Source organism: Actinomadura napierensis, assembly GCF_039529375.1.
Lineage (GTDB): Bacteria > Actinomycetota > Actinomycetes > Streptosporangiales > Streptosporangiaceae > Spirillospora > Spirillospora napierensis.
Genome location: NZ_BAAAMR010000049.1, coordinates 43960 through 64887 on the forward strand (window position 1 = coordinate 43960; position 20928 = coordinate 64887).

At 73.6% G+C, this 20928-nt stretch carries 19 protein-coding genes; 9 read left to right on the forward strand and 10 right to left on the reverse strand.

Features of this window, described 5'->3' with window-relative positions; translation table 11 throughout:
• Positions 1-38: 38 nt before the first annotated feature.
• The 4 genes from ABD296_RS25685 to ABD296_RS25700 form a co-directional block, all read right to left on the reverse strand.
• Positions 39-854: a methylated-DNA--[protein]-cysteine S-methyltransferase gene (locus ABD296_RS25685; RefSeq protein WP_344272060.1), complete on the reverse strand. Its 816-nt coding sequence runs from the start codon at positions 852-854 to the stop codon at positions 39-41.
• Positions 851-1558 carry an RNA polymerase sigma factor gene (locus ABD296_RS25690; RefSeq protein WP_344272063.1) on the reverse strand — a complete coding sequence of 236 codons (708 nt, stop codon included), beginning with the start codon at positions 1556-1558 and terminating at the stop codon, positions 851-853. The genes ABD296_RS25685 and ABD296_RS25690 overlap by 4 nt, the downstream gene beginning before the upstream one ends.
• 94 nt (positions 1559-1652) lie before the next feature.
• Complete coding sequence (locus tag ABD296_RS25695) at positions 1653-2318, reverse strand: response regulator transcription factor (RefSeq protein ID WP_344272066.1); 666 nt, start codon at positions 2316-2318, stop codon at positions 1653-1655.
• Positions 2315-3682 (reverse strand): sensor histidine kinase, encoded by a 1368-nt coding sequence (locus tag ABD296_RS25700; RefSeq protein WP_344272069.1) that lies wholly within the window; start codon positions 3680-3682, stop codon positions 2315-2317. Before ABD296_RS25700 ends, ABD296_RS25695 begins: the two co-directional genes overlap by 4 nt.
• Before the next feature lie 70 nt (positions 3683-3752).
• Here ABD296_RS25700 and ABD296_RS25705 point away from each other — a divergent pair, with 70 nt between their 5' ends.
• Positions 3753-5585: a sensor histidine kinase gene (locus ABD296_RS25705; protein WP_344272072.1), complete on the forward strand. Its 1833-nt coding sequence runs from the start codon at positions 3753-3755 to the stop codon at positions 5583-5585.
• A complete protein-coding gene (locus ABD296_RS25710; RefSeq protein WP_344272075.1) occupies positions 5582-6244 on the forward strand; it encodes a response regulator transcription factor in 663 nt (220 codons plus the stop codon). Before ABD296_RS25705 ends, ABD296_RS25710 begins: the two co-directional genes overlap by 4 nt.
• Positions 6245-6304: 60 nt before the next feature.
• On the opposite strand, the gene ABD296_RS25715 is transcribed toward ABD296_RS25710, so the two are convergent.
• From ABD296_RS25715 to ABD296_RS25730, 4 genes are all read right to left on the reverse strand, one after another.
• Positions 6305-7123: an ABC transporter permease gene (locus ABD296_RS25715; protein WP_344272078.1), complete on the reverse strand. Its 819-nt coding sequence runs from the start codon at positions 7121-7123 to the stop codon at positions 6305-6307.
• The gene (locus ABD296_RS25720; protein ID WP_344272081.1) at positions 7123-8061 is read right to left on the reverse strand and encodes an ATP-binding cassette domain-containing protein; all 939 of its coding nucleotides are present in this window, start codon (positions 8059-8061) and stop codon (positions 7123-7125) included. The genes ABD296_RS25715 and ABD296_RS25720 overlap by 1 nt, the downstream gene beginning before the upstream one ends.
• 183 nt (positions 8062-8244) lie before the next feature.
• A complete protein-coding gene (locus tag ABD296_RS25725) occupies positions 8245-9063 on the reverse strand; it encodes a phosphatase PAP2 family protein (protein WP_344272083.1) in 819 nt (272 codons plus the stop codon).
• Between the two features lie 180 nt (positions 9064-9243).
• The gene (locus ABD296_RS25730; protein WP_344272086.1) at positions 9244-9921 is read right to left on the reverse strand and encodes a DedA family protein; all 678 of its coding nucleotides are present in this window, start codon (positions 9919-9921) and stop codon (positions 9244-9246) included.
• 138 nt (positions 9922-10059) lie between these two features.
• Here ABD296_RS25730 and ABD296_RS25735 point away from each other — a divergent pair, with 138 nt between their 5' ends.
• Positions 10060-10695, forward strand: a complete 636-nt coding sequence (locus ABD296_RS25735; protein WP_344272089.1) for an HAD family hydrolase — start codon at positions 10060-10062, stop codon at positions 10693-10695.
• A 35-nt stretch (positions 10696-10730) separates the two neighbouring features.
• On the opposite strand, the gene ABD296_RS25740 is transcribed toward ABD296_RS25735, so the two are convergent.
• Complete coding sequence (locus ABD296_RS25740) at positions 10731-11750, reverse strand: tyrosine-type recombinase/integrase (RefSeq protein ID WP_344272092.1); 1020 nt, start codon at positions 11748-11750, stop codon at positions 10731-10733.
• 113 nt (positions 11751-11863) lie between these two features.
• Here ABD296_RS25740 and ABD296_RS25745 point away from each other — a divergent pair, with 113 nt between their 5' ends.
• Positions 11864-12571 carry a DUF72 domain-containing protein gene (locus ABD296_RS25745; RefSeq protein ID WP_344272095.1) on the forward strand — a complete coding sequence of 236 codons (708 nt, stop codon included), beginning with the start codon at positions 11864-11866 and terminating at the stop codon, positions 12569-12571.
• 715 nt (positions 12572-13286) lie between these two features.
• On the opposite strand, the gene ABD296_RS25750 is transcribed toward ABD296_RS25745, so the two are convergent.
• Complete coding sequence (locus tag ABD296_RS25750) at positions 13287-13832, reverse strand: DUF4240 domain-containing protein (protein ID WP_344272098.1); 546 nt, start codon at positions 13830-13832, stop codon at positions 13287-13289.
• 414 nt (positions 13833-14246) lie between these two features.
• On the opposite strand from ABD296_RS25750, the gene ABD296_RS25755 reads away from it, so the two are divergent.
• The 5 genes from ABD296_RS25755 to cydC all read left to right on the forward strand — a co-directional run bounded on the left by ABD296_RS25755 (position 14247) and on the right by cydC (position 20906).
• Entirely contained in the window at positions 14247-15332 is a 1086-nt protein-coding gene (locus ABD296_RS25755) for an MFS transporter (protein ID WP_344272138.1), read from the forward strand.
• Between the two features lie 237 nt (positions 15333-15569).
• Positions 15570-16757, forward strand: coding sequence for a cytochrome ubiquinol oxidase subunit I (locus ABD296_RS25760; protein WP_407061514.1), 1188 nt, complete (start codon positions 15570-15572; stop codon positions 16755-16757).
• 37 nt (positions 16758-16794) lie between these two features.
• Positions 16795-17538 (forward strand): cytochrome d ubiquinol oxidase subunit II, encoded by a 744-nt coding sequence (locus ABD296_RS25765; protein ID WP_344272140.1) that lies wholly within the window; start codon positions 16795-16797, stop codon positions 17536-17538.
• 24 nt (positions 17539-17562) lie between these two features.
• On the forward strand, positions 17563-19176 hold the full coding sequence (gene cydD, locus ABD296_RS25770) for a thiol reductant ABC exporter subunit CydD (protein WP_344272104.1): 1614 nt from the start codon (positions 17563-17565) through the stop codon (positions 19174-19176).
• Positions 19173-20906, forward strand: a complete 1734-nt coding sequence (gene cydC, locus ABD296_RS25775) for a thiol reductant ABC exporter subunit CydC (RefSeq protein ID WP_344272108.1) — start codon at positions 19173-19175, stop codon at positions 20904-20906. The genes cydD and cydC overlap by 4 nt, the downstream gene beginning before the upstream one ends.
• Positions 20907-20928: the final 22 nt, after the last annotated feature.

Consider the following 20928-nt stretch of genomic DNA (forward strand, 5'->3'; position numbering starts at 1 on the left):
GCTCCCGTGCGCCCGCGTGCGCTCGCCGGGGGACCGGGTCACACCGCGGGCGACTCCGGCGACTCCTGCGGTCCGTCCGGGCGGCAGTGCCGGCACGGCCGGTACCCCGCCGCCCGGGCGGCGGCCAGGTCCCGGAAACCGCGCCGATGCGACGGCGCGATCCGGCGGGCGTCGGCGCAGGTCGGGAAGCACACGATCCCCGTGGTGTCGCTGCCGACCAGCCGCACCCCGCGCCGCGCCAGCCCCTCGACCTCGTCGACGTCGACGTCCTCGGCGCGCAGCAGCCGCTCCTTGGCCGCCTCACCGAACACGTACTCGCCCAGCGACCCGTCCGACCGCGTCACCCGGTGGCAGGGGATCAGCAGCGGCACCGGGTTGCGGCCCAGCGCCGACCCGACGGCCCGCACCGCCTTCGGGCGCCCCGCCAGCCGCGCCACCCACGCGTACGGGCGGGTCTGCCCGCGCGGGATCGCCGCCGCGGCGCGCAGCACCGCCGCCTCGAACGCGCTCAGCCCCCGCAGGTCCAGCGGCAGGTCGCCGAGCCGCCCCGACCGCAACGCCGGCACCAGCCCGGCGGGCGGCGCGTCGGCGGGCAGCAGCGGCCGCGCGAACCGCTGCCGGAACGCCCCGGCGAACTCCCGCTCGTCCATCCCCGCCCGCACGAACGCCACGCCCCGGTCGGTGAACGCCACCCGCAGGTCCTCCAGCGGGCCGTCCACCCGGACGCGGCGCGCGGCGATCCGGTCCAGCAGCGCGGGCGGCGCGTCGGCGGCCAGCCCGGCCAGTCCCGCCAGCACCCGGTCGGTGGGCTCCATCGCCGACAGCGCGTCGGACGTGGAATCGGTGCCGCTCATCGGATCCCTCCTCGCTCCCGGTCATCGTCCACCGGCCCGCCGCGCCCGGCCGCCCGGCCGTCCGGGCCCGCCTCGCCGTCCGGGCCCGCCTCGGCGTGCAGCCGGCGCAGCCGGGCCAGGCCGCGCGACACGTGCGACTTCACCGTGCCCTCCGGCACCCCCATCACCTCCGCGATCTCCGCCACCGGCAGGTCGGTGACGTGCCGCAGCACCACCGCGGCGCGCTGCGCGGCGGGCAGGCCGGCCAGCAGCCCCGCCAGTTCCCGCCCCGTCTCGTGCCGCGCCGCCGCGTCCTCCACGCCCTCGGCCGGGTCGGGCGGGTCCGGCGCGTCCTCCAGCGGGCCCGGCGGCGGTTTGCGCGCCGCCGTCCGCAGCCCGTTGCGCCACACGTTCGTCAGGATCGTCAGCAGCCACGCCCGCGGCCGCAGGTCCGCGATCCGCTCCGGCCCGTACCCGCACAGCGCCCGGTAGGCGCGCAGGAACGCCTCGGCCGCCAGGTCCTCGGCCTCCGCCCACCGCCCGCACAACCGCAGCGCCGTGGAGAACACCACGCCCCGGTACGCCTCGTACATCACGGCGAACCCGGCGTCCAGGTCGCCCGACAGCGCCTCGACGACGTGCGCGCACGCCGGATCGGCCGCGCGCCCGCCGTCCCTGCGATCGCCGCCGTCCGCGGCGGCGGAAGGGGCGTCGGCCCGGATCACAACCTCCTCGGTAACCGTCACATCCCTTTCAACACCGCCGCGGCCCGCCCCGTTGCGGTCCGCGCCGCCCGGCACCACGCCCCCCGCGGCGGTGTCAGCCGAGCCAGCCGGGACGGATCATCCCCGACTCGTAGGCCAGCACCACCAGCTGCGCCCGGTCCCGCGCGCCGAGCTTGGACAGGATGCGGCTGACGTGCGTCTTGGCGGTCGCCGGCGACAGCACCAGCCGCGCGGCGATCTCCTCGTTCGACAGGCCCTGCGCCACCAGCTCCAGCACCTCCCGCTCGCGCGCCGTCAGCGCGTCCAGGTTCACCGCGGGCGGCGGCGCGGTGATCCGGGAGGCGAACTCGGCGATCAGCCGCCGCGTCACCGCCGGCGCCAGCAGCGCGTCGCCGCGCGCCACCACCCGCACCCCGTGGATCAGCTCCGGCGGCTCGGTGTCCTTCACCAGGAACCCGCTCGCTCCCGCCTTGATCGCCCCGTACACGTAGTCGTCCAGGTCGAACGTCGTCAGGATCACCACCTTGACGCCGTCCAGGGCCGGGTCGGACACGATCCGCCGGGTCGCCTCCAGCCCGTCCAGCACCGGCATCCGCACGTCCATCAGCACCACGTCCGGGCGCAGCTCGCGCGCCAGCCGCACCGCCCGCTCGCCGTCCCCGGCCTCGGCGAGGATCTCGATGTCGTCCTCGCCCTCCAGGATCGACCGGAACCCGGCCCGCACCAGCGTCTGGTCGTCGGCCAGCACCACCCCGATCACGAGTCCTCCCGCATCGCTCGCCCCGGCTTCGCGTCCGCCACCTGTTCTCCCGCCTCCTCGTGCGCCCGCCGGCCGGGCGGGGCGTCCAGCGGCAGCCGCGCCCGCACCCGGAACCCGCCGCCGGGCGCAGGGCCGGCGGTCAGCTCCCCGCCGACCGCCGCGGCCCGCTCCCGCATGCCGCGCAGGCCGTAGGCGGGCACCGGCCCGTCCGGCCCCCCTGGCGGGCCCGACCCATCATCGTCGATCCGCACGATCACCGCGTCCGCGGTGCACCGCACCTCCACCGTCACCGCCCGCGCGCCCGCATGGCGGACGACGTTGGTCAGCGCCTCCTGCACGATCCGGTACCCGGCCAGCCCCACCGGCGCCGGCACCGCCGCCAGCGGCCCGCCTTCGGAGGCGCCATCGCCGTCGGCGAGGTCACCGGCCCGGACCACCCGCAGCCCCGCGGCCGACGTCCGCTCCAGCAGCTCACCGACGCCCGCCAGCGACGGCACCGGCTCCACCGGACCCGCCCCGCCGTCCTCGCCGGGCTCGTCGACCTGCCGCAGCACCCCGAGAACCCCGCGCAGCTCCCGCAGCGTCTGCCGGCTCGCCGCCTTGATCGCCTCCAGCGCCGCGTACGCCCGCGCCGGATCGTCACGCCGGTGCAGCGCCGCGCCCGCCTGCACGTTGATCAGCGAGATCTGGTGCGCGAGGACGTCGTGCAGCTCCCGCGCGATCCGCAGCCGCTCCTGCGCCGCCCGCCGCAGCGCCTCCTCCTCGCGGCCCCGCTCGGCCTCGGCGGCGCGCCGCTCGGCCTCCTCGACCCGCATCCGCCGCCCCCGGACGTACTGCCCGGTTCCGACCGTGACCAGCAGCGCCAGCGTCAGCGACGCCACGCCCCGCGCGTCCACCACCGCGTCCGGATCGCCGCCCCCGCCGCCGCCCCGCACCGCCGAGGTGGTCAGGAACCCGGCGTTCACCACGATCACCGCGCCCAGCGGCACCGCCGGCCGGCACTCCACCGCCGCGTTGAACAGCGCCACCAGGAACACGAACGCGATCGGCCCGTCCGGATAGCCCAGCGGGTAGTACAGAGGCGGCGCCACGGTCGCCACCGCCAGCAGCACCACCGGATGGCGGCGCCGCCACACCAGCGCCAGCGTCGTCACCGCGATCAGCGCCAGCCCGCCCGGCCACAGCGGACGGTCCCCAGGCCTGACGGCGACCGCGCTCATCACCAGCGTGATCACCAGCGCGGCCAGCGCTGGCAGCACCTCACCGGCCCGGCCCCGCCACCACTCGCCGCGGCGCGCCTCCCACGGCCGCACCGGCGGGCGCGGCGGCGCGGGCCGCCCGGGACGCGGTGAGGGCACGGTCACCCGCCCCACGGTAGCGGCCCCTGACTTTTGGCAGTATCACCCCAGATCACCGGCTTGTACCGTGGGCCGGGTGAACGACCCGGCCACCACCACCGTCCCGCCGCGCCCGGGGGAGCGGCCCGCCACCGGACCCGGCGGATCGGACGGCCCCGCCGGGCCTCCGGCCACCCGCACCGGCGTCCAGGCCGCCGTCCGCTCCCTTCGCGCCGGCTGCGGGCGGGTGCGCGCCGCCGTGCACCGGCCCCGCCGGTCCCTGCTGATCAAGGACGCCGTGCTGTGGACGGTCCTGGCGCTGCCCCTCGCGTTCAGCCTGCTCTCCCCGGTCGAGCCGGCCCGCCCCGCCTGGTGGCTGCAGATCGCCGGGCTCGGTGTCCTGGCCGCCGCCGTCGCGGTCTCCCGCACCTGGCCGGCGACCGCGCTCATCACCGCCATCGCCCTCACCTCCGTGCACGGCAACTTCGCCTTCGCGGTGCCCGTCATGTCCTACCTGGCCGGGCTGCGTAGCGCCCGCGCCCGCACGGTGCTGTGGGGATTCACCGCCGTGTTCGCCGCCGGCACCCTGCTCAACATCGTCCGCGGCATCGACGTCACCAGCTGGTTCCCGCTGACGATCTGGCTGGTCCTGCTCGGCGTGCTGCCCTGGCTCGCCGGCCGCTACTGGCGGCAGTACCGCGAACTCCTGCACGCCGGCTGGGAACGCGCCGACCGCCTGGAACGCGAGCAGCACCTGACCGCCGAACGCGAACGCCTGCGCGAACGCGCCCGCATCGCCCAGGACATGCACGACACCCTCGGCCACGAACTCGCCCTCATCGCCGTCCGCGCGGGCGCCCTGCAGGTCGCCTCCGGCCTGGACGACCGGCACCGCGCCGCCGCCGCCGAACTGCGCGCGGGCGCCGCCGACGCCACCGAGCACCTCCGCGAGATCATCGGCGTCCTGCGCGACGACGCCGGCCGCCGCACCGGCCCGGGGGAGAGCACCGTCCCCGGCCTGGACGCCGCCGACGGCGCGGCCGGTGACGCCCCCGTCCGGCCCGTCCACGAAAGCGTCCACGACCTCGTCGAACGCGCCCGCGCCTCCGGCGTCCCCGTCCACCTGGACACCGGCGGCCCCGAGCCCGCGACCCTCCCGCCGATGATCGCGCTCGCCGCGCACCGCGTCGTCCAGGAGGCCATCACCAACGCCGCCAAACACGCCCCCGGCGCGCCCATCACCGTCACCCTGACCCGCCGGTCCGTACCGCACCGCCGCCGCGCCGGCACCGCACCCGCCATCACCGTCGCCGTCGTCAACGACGCGCCGCCCGAAGGCCCCGCGCTGCTGCCGCCCGGCGGCGGCCACGGCCTCACCGGCCTGGCCGAACGCGTCCGCCTCGCCGGCGGCACCCTGCACGCCGCGCCCACCTCCGGCGGCGGCTTCGCCGTGCACGCCACCCTCCCCGACACCCCGCCGCCCGGCCCCCGTCCGGCTCCCGCCGCCCCGGACCAGCCGTCCGAATCGGCCCGGCACCTGGAACGCGAACGCCGGCAGGTCCGCCGCGGCCTCATCACCGCCATCGCCGTGCCCGCCGCCCTCATCGCCGCGCTCGGCGCCGTGATGCTCGGCTACTACGCCTACGCCACCCTCAACTCCGTGCTGAGGCCCGCCGACTACGCCGCCCTGCGCATCGGAGACACCCGTGCCGACATCGGGCACGTCCTGCCGCCCATGCAGGCCACCGAGGCCGGCGACGTCCGCGCCCGCGTCCCCGAGCCGCCCGACGCGAGCTGCCGCTACTACCGGCCCACCGCCAACCTGCTGGGCATCGGCCACCTCTACCGCCTGTGCTTCCGCGACGGCCGCCTCATCGCCAAGAACTCCTACAGCACCGCCGACCCCGACCCCGCGAAAGGCCACGAGTGATCCGCGTCCTGCTCGCCGACGACGAGGCCATGATCCGCGCGGGCGTCCGCGCCATCCTGTCCGCCGACCCCGGCATCGACGTCGTCGCCGAGGCCGGCGACGGCCGCGAGGCCGTCGACCTCACCCTCGCCCACCACCCCGACGTCGCGCTCCTCGACATCCGCATGCCCCGCATGGACGGCCTCGCCGCCGCCGACGAACTGCGCCGCGTCGCCCCCGCCACCGCCGTCGCCGTCCTCACCACCTTCGGCGAGGACGACTACATCGCCCGCGCCCTGTCCGGCGGCGCCAGCGGCTTCCTCCTCAAATCCGGCGACCCCCACGAACTCATCGCCGGCGTCCGCGCCGTCGCCGCCGGCGCCGCGTTCCTGTCGCCCAAGGTCGCCCACCGCGTCATCACCGAACTGTCCGGCGGCCGCACGGCCGCCGGCGCCGCCGCCCGCCGCCGCGCCGCCGGCCTCACCCCCCGCGAACGCCAGGTCCTGGCCCTGCTCGGCGCCGGACTGTCCAACGCCGAGATCGCCGGCCGCCTGCACGTCGTCGAAGGCACCGTCAAGGCCTACGTCAGCGCCATCCTCACCCGCCTGGACGTCAAGAACCGCGTCCAGGCCGCCGTCCTCGCCCACGAAGCCGGCCTCGTCCACGACCCCACCCCCTGACATCGCCGAAAGAGGGGGGTGGGCGCGGCAGCCCCCTCTTTCCGACCGGGACGCCGCCGGTCAGGCGTCACGGCGCCGCAGCACCAGCACCCCGCCCCACAACGCCGCCGCCGTCCACGCCGCCAGGATCGCCGCCCCGACCGCCTCCGGATACGGGCCGTCCCCGGTCATGAGATACCGGCCCGCCGTGCTCGGCAGCGCGTCCGCCACATGACGCCCCACGCTGGAACCGGCGTTCACCAGCAGCATCGGCACCACCAGCAGGAACAGGAACGCCGTCGTCAACGTCCCCGCCGTGCTGCGCAGCATCGCCCCGACCCCCAGCACCAGCAGGCTCACCAGCGCCAGATACACCCCCATCTGCAGCGCGTCGTCGACCACCACCACCGCCCGGGACCGGCCCCACTCGCCCAGCACCGGACCGGCCACCGCCGTCCCCAGCACGCTCAGCACCACGCCCGCCGGCAGCATCACCCCGGCCAGCACCGCCGCCTTCGCCACCAGCATCCGCCCCCGCCGCGGCACCCACTGCAGCGTCGAACGGATGCTGCCCGTCGCGTACTCACCGGTGATCACCAGGATCGCCACCGCCACGACCACGAACTGCACCATGTCCAGCGACGAGACCGCCACGCCGCTCACCGACACCACACCCTGGTCATCGGAGGCGATCTCGTTGGTGTTGTTCGACACCGTCGACGACGCCAGGATCAGCGACATCAACCCCATCAACGCGGCCGCGCCCGCAAGACCCCACCACGTCGACCGCACCGACCACAGCTTCGTCCACTCCGCCGCGACCGCCCCGGGAAGGCCTCCGCCCGTCCGCTCCGCGCCACCCGTCCGCGCGTCGCCCGCCTGCGCACCCACCGACGCCATCACGCCTCCGTCCCGGCCACCGCACCGGCGCCGTACTCCACGCTCGTCCCCGTCAACTCCATGTACGCCTCCTCCAGCGACGCCTTCACCTCGCTCAACTCCAGCAACGGAACACCCGCCTCATAGGCCGCCAAGCCCACCCGATCCAGCGCCAACCCCGTCACCAGCAACTCCCGCTCCGACACCCGCGCCACCTCAACCGGGCCCACCGCGCCCGCGTCGGCCTCCAGGCGGTCGGCGAGGTCGGCCGCCCGCGGACTGCGCACCCGCACCGCGTTCCGGGAACTGGACGCGATCACCTCCGCCACCGGCGCGTCCGCGATCAGCCGCCCCCTCCCGATCACCACCAGCCGGTCCGCCGTCAGCTGCATCTCGCTCATCAGATGCGACGACACGAACACCGTCCGGCCCTCCGCCGCCAGCGACCGCATCAGCCGCCGCACCCACAGCACCCCGTCCGGATCCAGCCCGTTCACCGGCTCGTCGAACAACAGCACCCCCGGATCGCCCAGCAGCGCACCCGCGATCCCCAGCCGCTGCCCCATCCCCAGCGAGAACGACCCGGCCCGCTTCCCGGCCACCGCCTCCAGACCGACCAGCCCCAGCACCTCCTCCACCCGGCCCGCGGCGATCCCGTTGCTGCGCGCCATCGCCAGCAGATGCCGCCGCGCCGACCGCCCCGGATGCACCGCCTTGGCCTCCAGCAACGCCCCCACCTCACGCAGCGGATGCCGGAACTCCCCGTACCGGCGGCCGCCCACCAGCGCCGCCCCCGCGCTCGGACGATCCAACCCCACGATCATCCGCATCGTCGTGGACTTCCCGGCCCCGTTCGGCCCCAGGAACCCCGTCACCTTCCCCGCCGCCACCTCCAGCGACAGCCCGTCCACCGCCGTCCTGTCCCCGAACCGCTTCGTCAGACCACGCAAAGCGATCATCACACCGTCCCCTCGGCTCCGAATCCCTGTCCAGGCCAGAACCTAGGCGGCGGGGGAGTAGCCCCACAGTGCCCTAACGCCACCCCCGACCCTTCACTTTCGGCAGAGGACCGGGCACCCGCTGGCGCAACACGAAGCGGGCCGCTCCGACACCGGAACGGCCCGCCGACACCCCGCCAGACGCTACGAACCCGGCCGATGATGCCGCCCCGCACCACCACCGCCACCGGGAACACCACCGACACCACGCACGCCGCCCATCACATCCGGCATCGTCACCGCCGCGTCCCGCAGCCGACCGTCCACCCGCGTCACACCGGCCGCCCCAGCAGGAACCGCCGCCTGCCCCCGCACCACACCCCGCACGCCCTGCAGGCCACCGTCCGGCACACCCGCCGGCGCCGGACGCGCACCCAGCACCACCACACCCACCGGGAAACCACGCAGGAAATCCACCACCGGCTCAGCCAGCCGCACCACCGCCAGCGCCACCAGCGGAGCCACCACCACCCCCACACAGAACCCCGCCGCCACATCATGCGGGTAATGCACCCCCACGAACACCCGCGAGAACGCCATCAGCGCCGCCAACGGCAGCACCAGCGGAGCCAGCGCCCGCCACACCACCACCAGCGCCGCCGCCGACCCCGCCGCGATCGTCGCGTGATTGCTCGGGAACGACCAGTCACCGGCCGGCGGACACGCCGCGATGTGCACCGCCCCCGCCACCGCCCGGCACGGCCGCTCCTCCTGGATGAAGTCCTTCGACACCTCGCTCACCAGATACGCCGCCACCATCGCGAACGGCGCCGACACCGCCAGCCCCATCGCCCGCGCGTCCTGGCCCCGCGCCCGCCACCAACCCGCCACGAACAACATCGCGAACAACAGCAGCCCGGCGTTCGTCCCCACGTCCGCCACCGAATGCACCCACGACGGCGTCCCCCACGCCCACTCCGTCACATCCCGGTACAGCTCGACGCTGAAATCTGGCGCTTGCATGCTCTCCCTCACGCTCGAGACGACCACCCGGCACCCCATCCGACACCGAACGGGCAGCCGAAGTTCACCTCACGTTCACCCTCTCGTAGAGCTTGGCACGACCACACGATCGCCCGCGCCACAAACGCCCCGCATCACCCACAAGACGACCCGGCACCCCACTAAAGACAGCCCTCCCGCTCATCCGGACGGACGACCCGGCCCACCACCCGCCCGCACCGGATGCTGCTCCCGTCCCTCCGCCTCCGACACCGCGTCGCCCCACCCATGCCGCCGGCGCACCACACGGACCCCCTCCACCACACCCGTCACCGACAACGCCAAACCCAGCCCCACCGCCACGCCCTTCACCGGATCGTCCTCGAACGCAGCACCGCCCACATAACCCAGCAACCCGCCGTACAAGCCCCACGACACCGCCGCCACCGCCGCGAACAAGGAGAACCGCCGCAGCGGATACCCCAGCGCACCCATCGTCACCGTCACCGCCGTCCGCCCACCCGGCACATACCGCGCCACCACCAGCACCAGCCCGCCCCGCTCCGCCAACGCCCCCCGCGCCCACGCCAGAGCCCGATACCGCCGCGTCCCCGGCCGCGCCCGCCGCAGCAACCGCCCGCCCGGCCCCCGCCCCAGCAGATACGCCACATGATCACCGGCGAACGCGCCCAGCGCCGCCGCCACCACCACCAGCGCCAGATCCGGCGAACCCGACGCCGCGTACACCCCACCGGTGATCACCATGCTCTCGCTCGGCACCACCGGGAAGAACCCGTCCAGCGCCGCCACCGCGAACAGCACCAGGCCGAACCACGGCGACGTCACCGCCGCACCCACACCATCCAAGATCGAATCCATGCACCCGACGCTAAGAAGGCCGCGACCACCCCCACATCACCCGAAAGCCCTCCAGCACCCCCGACTTACGACACCCCTCGCACACACCGTCAAAACCCGCTCGCCCGCCGCCACCACCATCCGCCACACTCACACCACGTGACACACCTGCACATCTTCGACATGGACGGCACTCTCCTCAACGGCACCACCGCCAACCTCGAACTCGCCCGCCACCTCGGCACCCTCCCCGAACTCCACGCCCTCGAGGCCCGATTCGCCGCCGGCACCCTCGACACCCGCGGCTTCTCCACCGAGATCCACCGCCTCTGGCACCACCTCACCCCCGACCACATCACCGCCGCCTACGCCGCAAGCCCCTGGCTCACCGGCATCGCCGACGTCTGCGCCGACATCCGCGCACGCGGCGAACACTCCGCCGTCATCACCATGTCGCCCGACTTCTTCGCCCGCCACCTCCTCGACCTCGGCTTCGACCACGTCATCGCATCCCGCTTCCCCCCGCTCCCGTTCACCACCACACCCCTCGACACCGCCGGCATCCTCACCCCCGCCGACAAAGTCCGCATCACCGAACAACTCCGCACCCGCCACCACCTCACCACCGACCAATGCCTCGCCTACGGCGACTCCCTATCCGACGCCCCCCTCTTCCACCACCTCACCAACACCATCGCCATCAACGCCGACCACCACCTCGCCGACATCGCCGCCCTCGACTACCGCGGCGCCGACCTCACCACCGCCTACACCCTCGCCCGCACCCTCCTCTGACCACGCGCGGCAGGCCCGGGGGAGCGGCGCACCGCTCACCCCCGCTCCACCGGCCCCAGCAACGGATGCACCCGCATCGCCGCCTCCAACTCACCCGGCAACTCATCCCGATACCGCCCCAACGTCGACAGATCCGAATGCCCCAGCACCCGCCGCACCGCATCCATGTCCGTCGCCGCCGCCAGCAAATGCGTCGCCGTCGTATGCCGCAGCCCATGCGGCGTGACACTGCGCCGCCGCCCCGGCTCCACCCCCTCCAGCACCCGGTCGATCACCGCCTGCACATCACCCCGCGCCAACCGCCGCCCCCGCCACGACAACAGCAACGCCCGCGCCTCCACCCCCCGATCCAGCAACCGGCGCCCCTCCACCAGATACGCGTCCAGCACCTCCACCACCGGCCGGGGGAGCGGCACATCCCGCGTCCGCCCGCCCTTACCGAAGATCCGCCAATACCGCGTCCCCCCGTTCACGAAGAAATCCTCCGTGTTCGCCCGCGTCAGCTCCGACACCCGCGGACCCACCGCCGCCAGCAACAACACGATCAACCCGTCCCGCAACTCCGTCCGCTGATCCACCCGCCGCCGCGCCGCCGGCCCCTCCTCGGCCAGATCCCGCGCCGCCCCCAGCAGCCCCTCCGCCTGCTCCGCCGTCAACGCCCGCCGCTCCGCACGCAACCCGCCCCGATGCTTCGGCCTCACCGTCACCGCCCGCATCGGATCCAGCTGAACCCACCCCGCCACCACCGCGTACTTGAAGAACGCCGACACCGACCGCCGGAACCGCGCCTGCGACGACGCGCTCTGCGACCCGCCACCGCCCACCGCCCCGCCGCCCGCGCGCCGTCGCCCGTCCGGCTTGCGCGCGAACCCCAGCAGCACCTCATCGACGTCCCGCCCCGTCAGATCGTCCAGCACCCGATCGGCGCCCGCCAGCTCCGCGAACGTCACCACGTCCCGCGCGTACACCTCCGCCGTCGCGGGCGCCAGCGCCCCCGTGGAGGTCTTCGCCCGGACCATCTCCGCGTATCGGTCCACGGCCTCGGCAACGGTCACTCTCTGAACATCGGCAGGGCGCACCCGCCGGACGCTACAACCCGCCACCGACAGAACCGCCGCAGGACGGGTAGGGACCACCGCACCCGGCGCCCGGGGGAGGGGAGCGGCCCGTGCTGATCGGCACATCCGGATGGCAGTACACCGACTGGCGCGACGTCCTGTACCCGCCCGGCGTCCCGCAACGCGCCTGGCTGCAACGCTACGGCCAGGTCTTCGCCACCGTCGAGAACAACAACGCCTTCTACCGGCTCCCCAAACGCGCCACCTTCGAGATCTGGCGCGACAACACACCGCCCGACTTCGTCATGGCCGTCAAGGCCAGCCGCTACCTCACCCACATGAAACGGCTCAACGACCCCGCCGAACCCGTCGCCCGCCTCATGGACGCCGCCGGCGGCCTCGACGGCAAGCTCGGCCCCGTCCTGCTGCAGCTCCCGCCCACCCTGCAGGCCGCACCCGAGCGGCTGGACGCATGCCTGCGCCGGTTCCCCGACGGCGTCCGCGTCGCCGTCGAACCGCGCCACCCCACCTGGTGGACCGACGACGTACGCCGCGTCCTGGAACACCACGGCGCCGCCCTGTGCTGGGCGGACCGCCTCGGCCGCCCCCTGACGCCCCTCTGGCGAACCACCGACTGGCTCTACCTGCGCTTCCATGAGGGCGCCACCCAGCCGTGGCCGCACTACGACGACGAGACCCTCCAAGCCTGGGCCGACCGGCTGGACGGCACCGACGACGCCTACGTCTACTTCAACAACGACCCCGGGGGAGCCGCCGTCCGCAACGCCCTGCGCTTCACCGACCTCACATCAACCTGACCCAGAAGGACAAAACGCAACAAACTACGCAAACCAGACAGAAGCAGGATTCTGTCTGGTTTGATGAAAAGCACACATGAAGCGACCTGACCTGCGGAGGAGAGGCCCGCCGAGCGCGACCTCGCCACGCCCACCTGCCAAATCTCGCAGGGACCAACTTCTCCACAGCTCGCGCCTTGCCCTTCAAGGAACTCCGGGGAGCCGTGGGCGATCGGCACCGGCGACACAGTCGTCGACGAGCTACTTCGTCATGGCGATGATCGACTTGAGCTGATATTCGATCTTGACGTCGCCGAACCAGAGGCTGCGCAGCATATTCGCCATGCCGGCACAGAGCGCCGCAACACAACGCCAGCCAGGCTGGCGTAGACGGTGAACCCGCCGAGCTCGCCGACGTACCGGCGTCTGTCGCACCGCCCAGGCGTCCTGGGCGTAACTCGCCGCATGGCCGGCCCAGCGTCCAGACGACGGCGCCGAGCAGCGAGCAGATCGTCCATCTCGTCGGCGTGGAGTTGGAAGCTGACCTGCGCACGCAAGTACGTCCGGATCACCCCGCTTCCAGTCGGTCCGACAGATGGTCGATAATGAGCATTATGTTAAGTTGAGTCCGGCGGGCCTGGTGGGCGAGCTCCGGTTGCCCCCTCCACTCCGACTTCCTGCCCGACCTGCCCGATCCCAGGGGCGTCCGTCCAACTCCAGGGCGGCTCAGCCATGCTCATCCAGTGGGAAGAAAAAGTGACGCCAGACGCGGCAGGCAGCGATGCATTTCGGCGCTGTCGTCGAAGTCGAAGTCCTCGCCCATGTCGTGGCCGATGGCTTCTGCGGCCTCTTCGCGGGCCTGCAGCGCCTCCCAGAAGGCGTCCCCGTCGCCGCTGCGCCTCTCGTAGGCACTGCTAGCGGCGAATTGGAAGGCCTCGTAGAAGATGGGCCGGTCGAGTTCTTCGATCGTCCCGGTGACGGCGGGATGGTCGGCCAGGGCGTCGGGCAACCGTACCGCCCGCTCGAACCAGTCGTGGCCCAGCGCGATCAACCCGGCCCGGAAGACGGAAAAGGCGTCGTCGGAGCAGCCGCCGCCGATGAGGTAGGCGGCGGCCCAGACGTCCCAGCGCTTCACCAGCGCCTCGAGTTCGTCGAATCGCTCCTGGAAATCGAGGATGTCCTCGAGAGAGCGTGCCGCGAGCTGGTTGATGAGCGCTGCGTGAGTGGGTTCGGGGTGGCTGCGGGCGCCCTCGACGATCGTCCAGAACTCCTCCGGTGTCATGCTGCTCCCCTGGCGCGGTCGTCCTCGCGAGTCAGTTGTCGAACGTGACGTTCTCGGTTTCGGTGACGGTGGCGGTTCGGCCGGGCGCCTGGTGGTATCGCCAGTACAGGTTGGTGTGGGCGATGACCTGCTCGGGCGGCGGAGCTCCCCACTGGCTGTGGTCGGGTGCGGTGGGCGTCGGCCATGATGCCGTTCTGGACGTCGATCACCACCAGGGCGGCGTTGGGGCGGCCTGGCAGTGTGGTCATGGGCGTCTCCCCTGGGCCGGCTCGCGGGCTTCGGCGGGCAGGTTAAGCGGTGGCACCGACATTTGCGCGGGTTTAGGGTCGCGGTATGACGTGGCGATGTTGACGCTCCTCCCCCGGGTCCCGGCTGGCGCGCAGGCTGTACGTTTATGCGTTTCTTGAGGACTTCATCCTTCTTTATCCGGTTTATTCGGTGTTGTTCGCCGAGGCCGGGTTGTCGGACGCGGCGATCTCGTCGCTGTTCGTGGTCTGGTCGGTGACGGGCTTCGTCGTCGAGCTGCCCGCCGGGTTGTGGGCGGACGTGTTCTCGCGGCGCTTGCTGCTGGTGGCCGCTCCCCTGCTGGCCGGCACGGGTTTCGGTCTTTGGGCGTTCGCACCGTCGTATCCGGCGTTCGCCGCGGGTTTCGTGTTGTGGGGCGCGGGGTCGGCTCTGCGGTCGGGTGCGCTGCAGGCGCTGGTGTACGAGGCGCTCGAGCGGTCGGATGCGGCGCACACGTATGCGCGGTTGATCGGGCGTTCGGAGGCGGTGGCGCTGCTGGGGGTGGTGGCGGCGAGCGCGGTCGCGTCGCCGGTGCTGGCGGTGGGCGGGTACCGGGCGTTGGGGGTGGCGAGTGTGGTGGCGTGCGCGGGGTGTGCGGTGGCGGGGTGGTTCCTGCCGGACGAGCGGGCCGGGCGGGCGGAGGACGAGGTGTCGTTCGCGCGAGTGTTGCGCGAGGGTGTGGCTCAGGTGAGGCGGGTGCCGGCGGTGCGGGGGGCACTGGTCCTGGTGGCGGTGCTGACGGGTGTGACGTCGTTGGACGAGTACGTGCCGTTGCTGGTGCGGTCGACGGGGGTGGCGTCGGTATGGGTTCCGGTGCTGGTCCTGGTCGTGATGGTCGGCGATGCGGTGGGCGGTTGGCTCTCGGGGCGGGGTGTGCGGCGGCTGGCCCCGGTGGTGGGGGCGGGCGCGGTGTTGCTGGCGGCCGGGTCGGTGCACCAGTCGGTGTGGGGTGTGCCGCTGGTGGCGGCGGCGTTCGGGGCGTTCCGGTGGTCGGTCACGGCAGCGGACGCGCGGTTGCAGGACCGGGTGGGCGACGGGGCGCGGGCGACGGTGACGTCGCTGGCGGGGTTCGGGACGGAGGCGGTGAGCGTGGCGGTGTTCGGCGGGTACGCGGTGGGGTCGGCGTGGGCGGGGCCGGGTGTGCTGGTGGCGGTGGCGGCGGTGCCGTTCGCGGTCGTTGCGGTCGTGGTGTGGGTCGCGGATCGGCGTGGTTGAGGTGCGGCTTCTCCGGCTGGAGTAGGCCGGGCGGTGGCGTACATCTCGGGGTGTAGGTGGCGGTAGGTGGCTACGCGAAAGGCGCAGCGGGGTTCCGCGCTTGCGCAGGATCCGCCGGCGGGGTGCGGGGCGACAGGATCGTGTCGTGGTTTCCGCCGATCGTTCCTGGGGGTTGTGCTGATGGACGCGTTGATGCTGGCGCGGGTGCAGTTCGCGTTGACGGCTGGTTCGCATTTCCTGTTCGTTGCGTTGACGCTGGGGTTGGCGACGCTGGTGGCGTTGATGCAGACCCGGGCGACGGTGTCGGGTAGTGCGGTGCATGCGCGGATGACGCGGTTCTGGGGCCAGTTGTACGTGGTGAATTACGCGGTGGGGATCGTCACGGGCTTGGTGATGGAGTTCCAGTTCGGTTTGAACTGGGCGGGGATGTCGCGGATGACGGGCGGGGTGTTCGGTGCGCCGCTGGCATTGGAGACGATCGGGGCGTTCTTCGTCGAGTCGACGTTCTTGGGTTTGTGGATTTTCGGGTGGGACCGGTTGAACCGGTGGGTGCATCTGGCGTTGATCTGGGTGGTGACGTTGACGGCGTATCTGTCGGCGTATTTCGTGCTGGTGGCCAATGGGTGGCTGCAGCGTCCGGTCGGTTATGAGATGCGGGACGGGTCGGCGCGGCTGACGGATGTCGGGGCGTTGCTGGGGAATCCGACGGCGTTGCTGGCGTTCGGGCATGTGCTGTTCGGGGGGTTGCTGACGGCGGGGTTCTTCATGGCGGGGGTGAGCGGTTACCACCTGCTGCGGCGGACGGCGGAGGTGGAGTTCTTCCGGCGTTCGATGCGGACCGGGCTGGTGACGCTGATGGCGGCGGTGATGCCGGTGGTGATCGTCGGGGGGATGCAGTACCGGTATCTGCAGCCGACGAAGACGGGCGGTGACGACGCGGCGGCGGCCGTGGCGGGCTTCACGGCGCGGTTCGGTCCGGGCGATTACATGGCGCCGGGGCTGGCGGGTGTCGGTGAGGCGGTGATGACGGGGTTGTGGTCGTTGATGTGGCTGCTGGCGATGGTGGCGCTGGTGAAGGTGTGGTCGGGGCGGTGGCTGGTGCGGGGGCGGGTGTTCCACGTGGTGATGGTGTGCGCGGTGCCTCTCCCCTACGTGGCGATGCTGGCGGGCTGGATGTTCCGTGAGGTGGGGCGGCAGCCGTGGATGGTGTACGGGGTGCTGAAGACGCGGGACGCGCTGTCGCCCGGGGTGGGGTCGGGGACGATCGCGGTGTCGTTCGTGGCGTTCACGGCGCTGTTCGCGGTGCTGGTGGGGGTGAACGCGTGGTTGCTGGCGCGTCTTGCGCGGCGGGGTCCGGAGGGGTCGGCGTTGGGGGGTTCTCCCCCGGTGGCGCCGTCCGCGCCGGTGGCGTCGGTGACGTTCTGATGTCCGGTTCGGTGACGGTGCGACGGGAGTGTGCGTGATGGAGTCTTTGGCGATGGTGCTGCTGGCGGTGTTCGCCGGCGGGTATCTGGTGCTGGCGGGTGCGGACGTCGGGGTGGGGATGCTGTTGCCGTGGCTGGGGCGCGACCAGCGGGAACGGCGGGTGGTGATCGCGTCGTTCGCGCCGTTCTTCCTGGGGAACGAGGTGTGGTTGGTGGCGTCGGCGGGGTTGGTGGCGGGGGCGTTCCCGGGGTTGGAGCACCGGTTGCTGGAGGAGTTGTATCCGCTGGTGGTGGTGTTGCTGATCGGGTGGGTCGTGCGGGATATGGGGTTGTGGCTGCGGGGCCGGGTGGACGCGTCCGGGTGGCGGGCGGCGTGTGATGGCGCGGTGGTCGCGGGCAGTTGGGCGCTGGCGTTGGGGTGGGCGTCGCTGCTGGGTTCGCTGATGGGTGGCGGCGGGCTGAACGTGGGCAGCGTGCTGGGATTGCCGTTGGCGGCGGTGTTCGCCTGGCATGGGGCGGGGTTCGCGCGGCTGCGATTGGCGGGTGAGTTGGCGGTGCGGGCGGCGCGGGGGCGTGGCCGGTACGGGGTGTCGGGTGCGGTGCTGGTCGTGGCCGCAGTGGCGGCGGGGGCGCGGCTGCCGTGGTCGGAGGTGGTCGCCGAGGGCGGCGGGTTGTCGTTGACGGCGGTGTCGGCGGTGGTGCTGCTGCCGCTGTTGGTGGCGTCGCAGGCGCTGGTGTGGCGGACGTTCTGGGGGCGCGTGGATTCGCCCTCGTACCTGTGAAGGGGCGGGGTCGAGGTGAAGGGTGTGGAGCGGCGACTGCTGGGGCTTCTCCCCCGCCGCGTGCTGGTGGCGCTGGGCGTGCTGGCGGCGGCGCAGGGTGTGCTGATGGTGGTGGCGGCGGGTCTGCTAGCGGAGGCGGTCGCGGGGTTGGACGCGGGTCTGCTGCCGTGGCTGGTGGCGGCGGTGGCGGGCCGTGCGGTGCTGGCGTGGGTGTCGTCGCTGGTGGCGGGGCGTGCGGCGGCGGAGGTGAAGCGGGGGCTGCGGGAGGCGCTGCTGCGCGGCGAGGCTCCAGATGCGGGTGCGCGGGTGACGTTGCTGACGCGGGGTTTGGACGCGGTGGATCCGTTCTTCGCCGGGTATGTGCCGCAGTTGCTGGCGGCGTGCGTGATGCCGCCGCTGGTGGTGGCGCGGCTGGTGGCGGCGGATTGGGCGTCGGCGGTGGTGGTGCTGGTGACGTTGCCGTTGGTGCCGGTGTTCGGTGTGCTGGTGGGGATGCGGACGGCGGCGCTCACGGGCCGGCAGTGGGCGTCGCTGCATCGGCTCGGGGGCCATTTCCGGGACGTGGTGGCGGGGCTTTCGACGTTGCGGGCGTTCGGCCGGACGGGTCACCAGTCGGGTGTGGTGCGGGCGCTGGCGGAGGAGCATCGGCGGGCGACGACGGGGGCGTTGCGGATCGCGTTCTTGTCGTCGCTGGTTCTGGAGTTGGTGTGCGCGTTGTCGGTGGCGCTGGTGGCGGTGCCGGTGGGGTTGCGGTTGCTGGAGGGCGGCATGGGGTTGTCGACGGGGCTGCTGGTGCTGGTGCTGACGCCGGAGGCGTATCTGCCGTTGCGGGCGCTGGGGGCGCGGTTCCATGCCAGTGCGGAGGGTGTCGCGGCGGCGGAGGAGGCGTTCGGGGTGCTGGACGCGCCGCCCGCGCCGTCCGGAGGGCGGGCCGTGGTGGGCGAGGGCGTGCCGGAGATCGTGCTGGACCGCGTGACGGTGCGGTACCCGGGCGCGGACGGGGCGGCGCTGGAGGAGGTGTCGCTGCGGATCGCGGCGGGTGAGCGGGTCGCGGTAACGGGTCCGTCGGGTGCCGGGAAGTCGACGTTGTTGCTGGTGGTGGCGGGTCTGGTGCGTCCGGTGTCGGGGCGTGTGCTGGTGGACGGCGTCGATCTGGCGGACATGGATGCGGTGGCGTGGCGGCGGCGCCTGGGGTGGGTGCCGCAGCGTCCGCATCTGTTCGCGGCGTCGGTCGCCGACAACATCCGGTTGGGTGACCCGGGCGCGGGGTTGGACCGGGTGGTGGAGGCGGCGCGGGCGGCGGTCGCCGACGGGTTCGTCGCGGGAATGTCGCAGGGGTATGCGACGGTGCTCGGTGAGGGCGGCGCGGGGGTTTCGGCGGGGCAGCGGCAGCGGCTGGCGGTGGCGCGGGCGTATCTGGCGGGTGGTCCGGTGATGTTGCTGGACGAGCCGACGGCGCGGTTGGACGTGCGCAGTGAGCGGGCGCTGGTGGAGGGTGCGGCGCGGCTGCTGGAGGGGCGGACGGCGCTGCTGGTGGCGCATCGTCCGGCGTTGTTGTCGCTGGCGGGCCGGGTGGTGCGGCTGGAGGGCGGCCGGGTTGAGGTGCCGGTGGGGCTGCGAGAGGGGAAGGCGGCGTGAGGGGGCTGTGGGGTGCGGTGCGTCCGCATGCGGCGCGGCTGGTGGCGGCGGCGCTGGCGGGTGTCGCGGCGGAGGTGTGCGGGCTGGGGCTGGTCGCGGCGGCGGCGTGGCTGATCGCGCGGGCGTCGCAGCGTCCGGAGCTGGCGGTGCTGTCGGTGTCGATCGTGGCGGTGCGGGGGCTGGCGCTGGCGAAGGGGTCGCTGCGGTATGTGGAGCGGCTGGCGGGGCATGACGCGGCGTTGCGGGCGTTGGCTGAGCTGCGGGGGCGGGTGTTCGACGCGCTGGCGGCGCGGCGTCCGGCCGAGGCGGGGCTGCGGGACGGCGGGCTGCTGACGCGGATGGTGTCGGACGTGGAGGCGGTGCAGGACCTGCTGTTGCGGTGCGTGCTGCCGGGGGTCGCGGCGGTGGTGTGCGGGGTCGTGGGCGTGGCGGTGTGCGGGCTGGTGGCGCCGGTGGCGGCGATGGTGCTGGCGGTCGGGTTGCTGGTGGCGGGGCCGGCGCTGGCGGTCGTGGCGGCTCGCTCGAGCGGCCGTGCGGCGGCTCGGGTCGCGGCGGGGCGGGAGGAGCTGGCGGTGCGGGCGCTGGACGTGCTGGAGGGTGCGGCGGATCTGAAGATGTTCGGCGCGGACGGCAGGTTCGCCGGCGCGGCCGGGGACGCCGCCGGGCGGTTGCGGGGTGCGGAGCGTGCGGCGGCGCGGGTGTCGGCGCTGGTGGCCGGGGCCGGTGTGGCGGTGCAGGGGTGCGTGGTGGCGGCGGTGGTGTGGGTGGTGCTGCGGGGCGGTTCGGGCGCTGGGGATCAGGTGGGTGCGGCTGTGGCGGGGTTGACGGCGCTGGTGGCGGTGGAGTCGGTGCTGCCGCTGGCGGCGGCCGCGCAGCGGCTGCGGGAGGTGTGGCCTGCGGTGCGGCGGGTGGGTGCGGTGCTGGCCGCTCCCCCGGTGCCGCGTCCGGTGCGTCCGGCAGCGCTACCGGCCGGGCCGCTGGCGGTGGAGTTGCTGGGTGTGCGGGTCGCGTACCCGGATCGTGGTGGCGTGCCGGATGCGGTGGGCGGGGTGGCGTTGGACGGGGTGGATCTGCGGGTGGAGGGGGGCCGGCGGGTCGCGGTGGTGGGCGCCAGCGGTGCGGGCAAGAGCACGCTGCTGGCGGCGGTGTCGGGTGAGGTGGTGCCGGTGTCGGGCGCGGTGCTGCTGGGCGGACACGATGTGTCGCTGCCCGGCGGTCCGGGTGTGTGGGCCGGGGTGCGGGGGCTGATGCAGGACGCGCACGTTTTCGGCGGGTCGGTGCGGGCGAATCTGCTGCTGGCGCGTCCGGACGCGACGCCGGGCGAGCTGGAGGCGGCGGCGCGGCGGGCACGGTTCCTGGAGGTGGTGGAGGCGTTGCCGGACGGGTGGGACACCCCGGTCGGGACGGGCGGGCACGGGTTGTCGGGCGGGCAGCGGCAGCGGCTGCTGCTGGCGCGGGCGCTGCTGGCCGATCCGCCGGTGCTGGTGCTGGACGAGCCGGCGGAGGCGCTGGACCCGGTGATGGCCGACGAGCTCACCCGGGATCTGCTGTCGGGGCCCGGGGGCGGGACGCTGCTGCTGGTCACGCACCGGCTGGCGGCGCTGGGCGCGGCGGACGAGGTGGTGGTGATGGACCGCGGCCGGGTGGTGCAGCGGGGCCGTCACGACGAGCTGGTGGCGGTGCCGGGTCCGTACCGGGATCTGTGGGAAGCGGAGCTGCTGGCCGCCTGACCCGCCCCTCCACCGAGCCGAC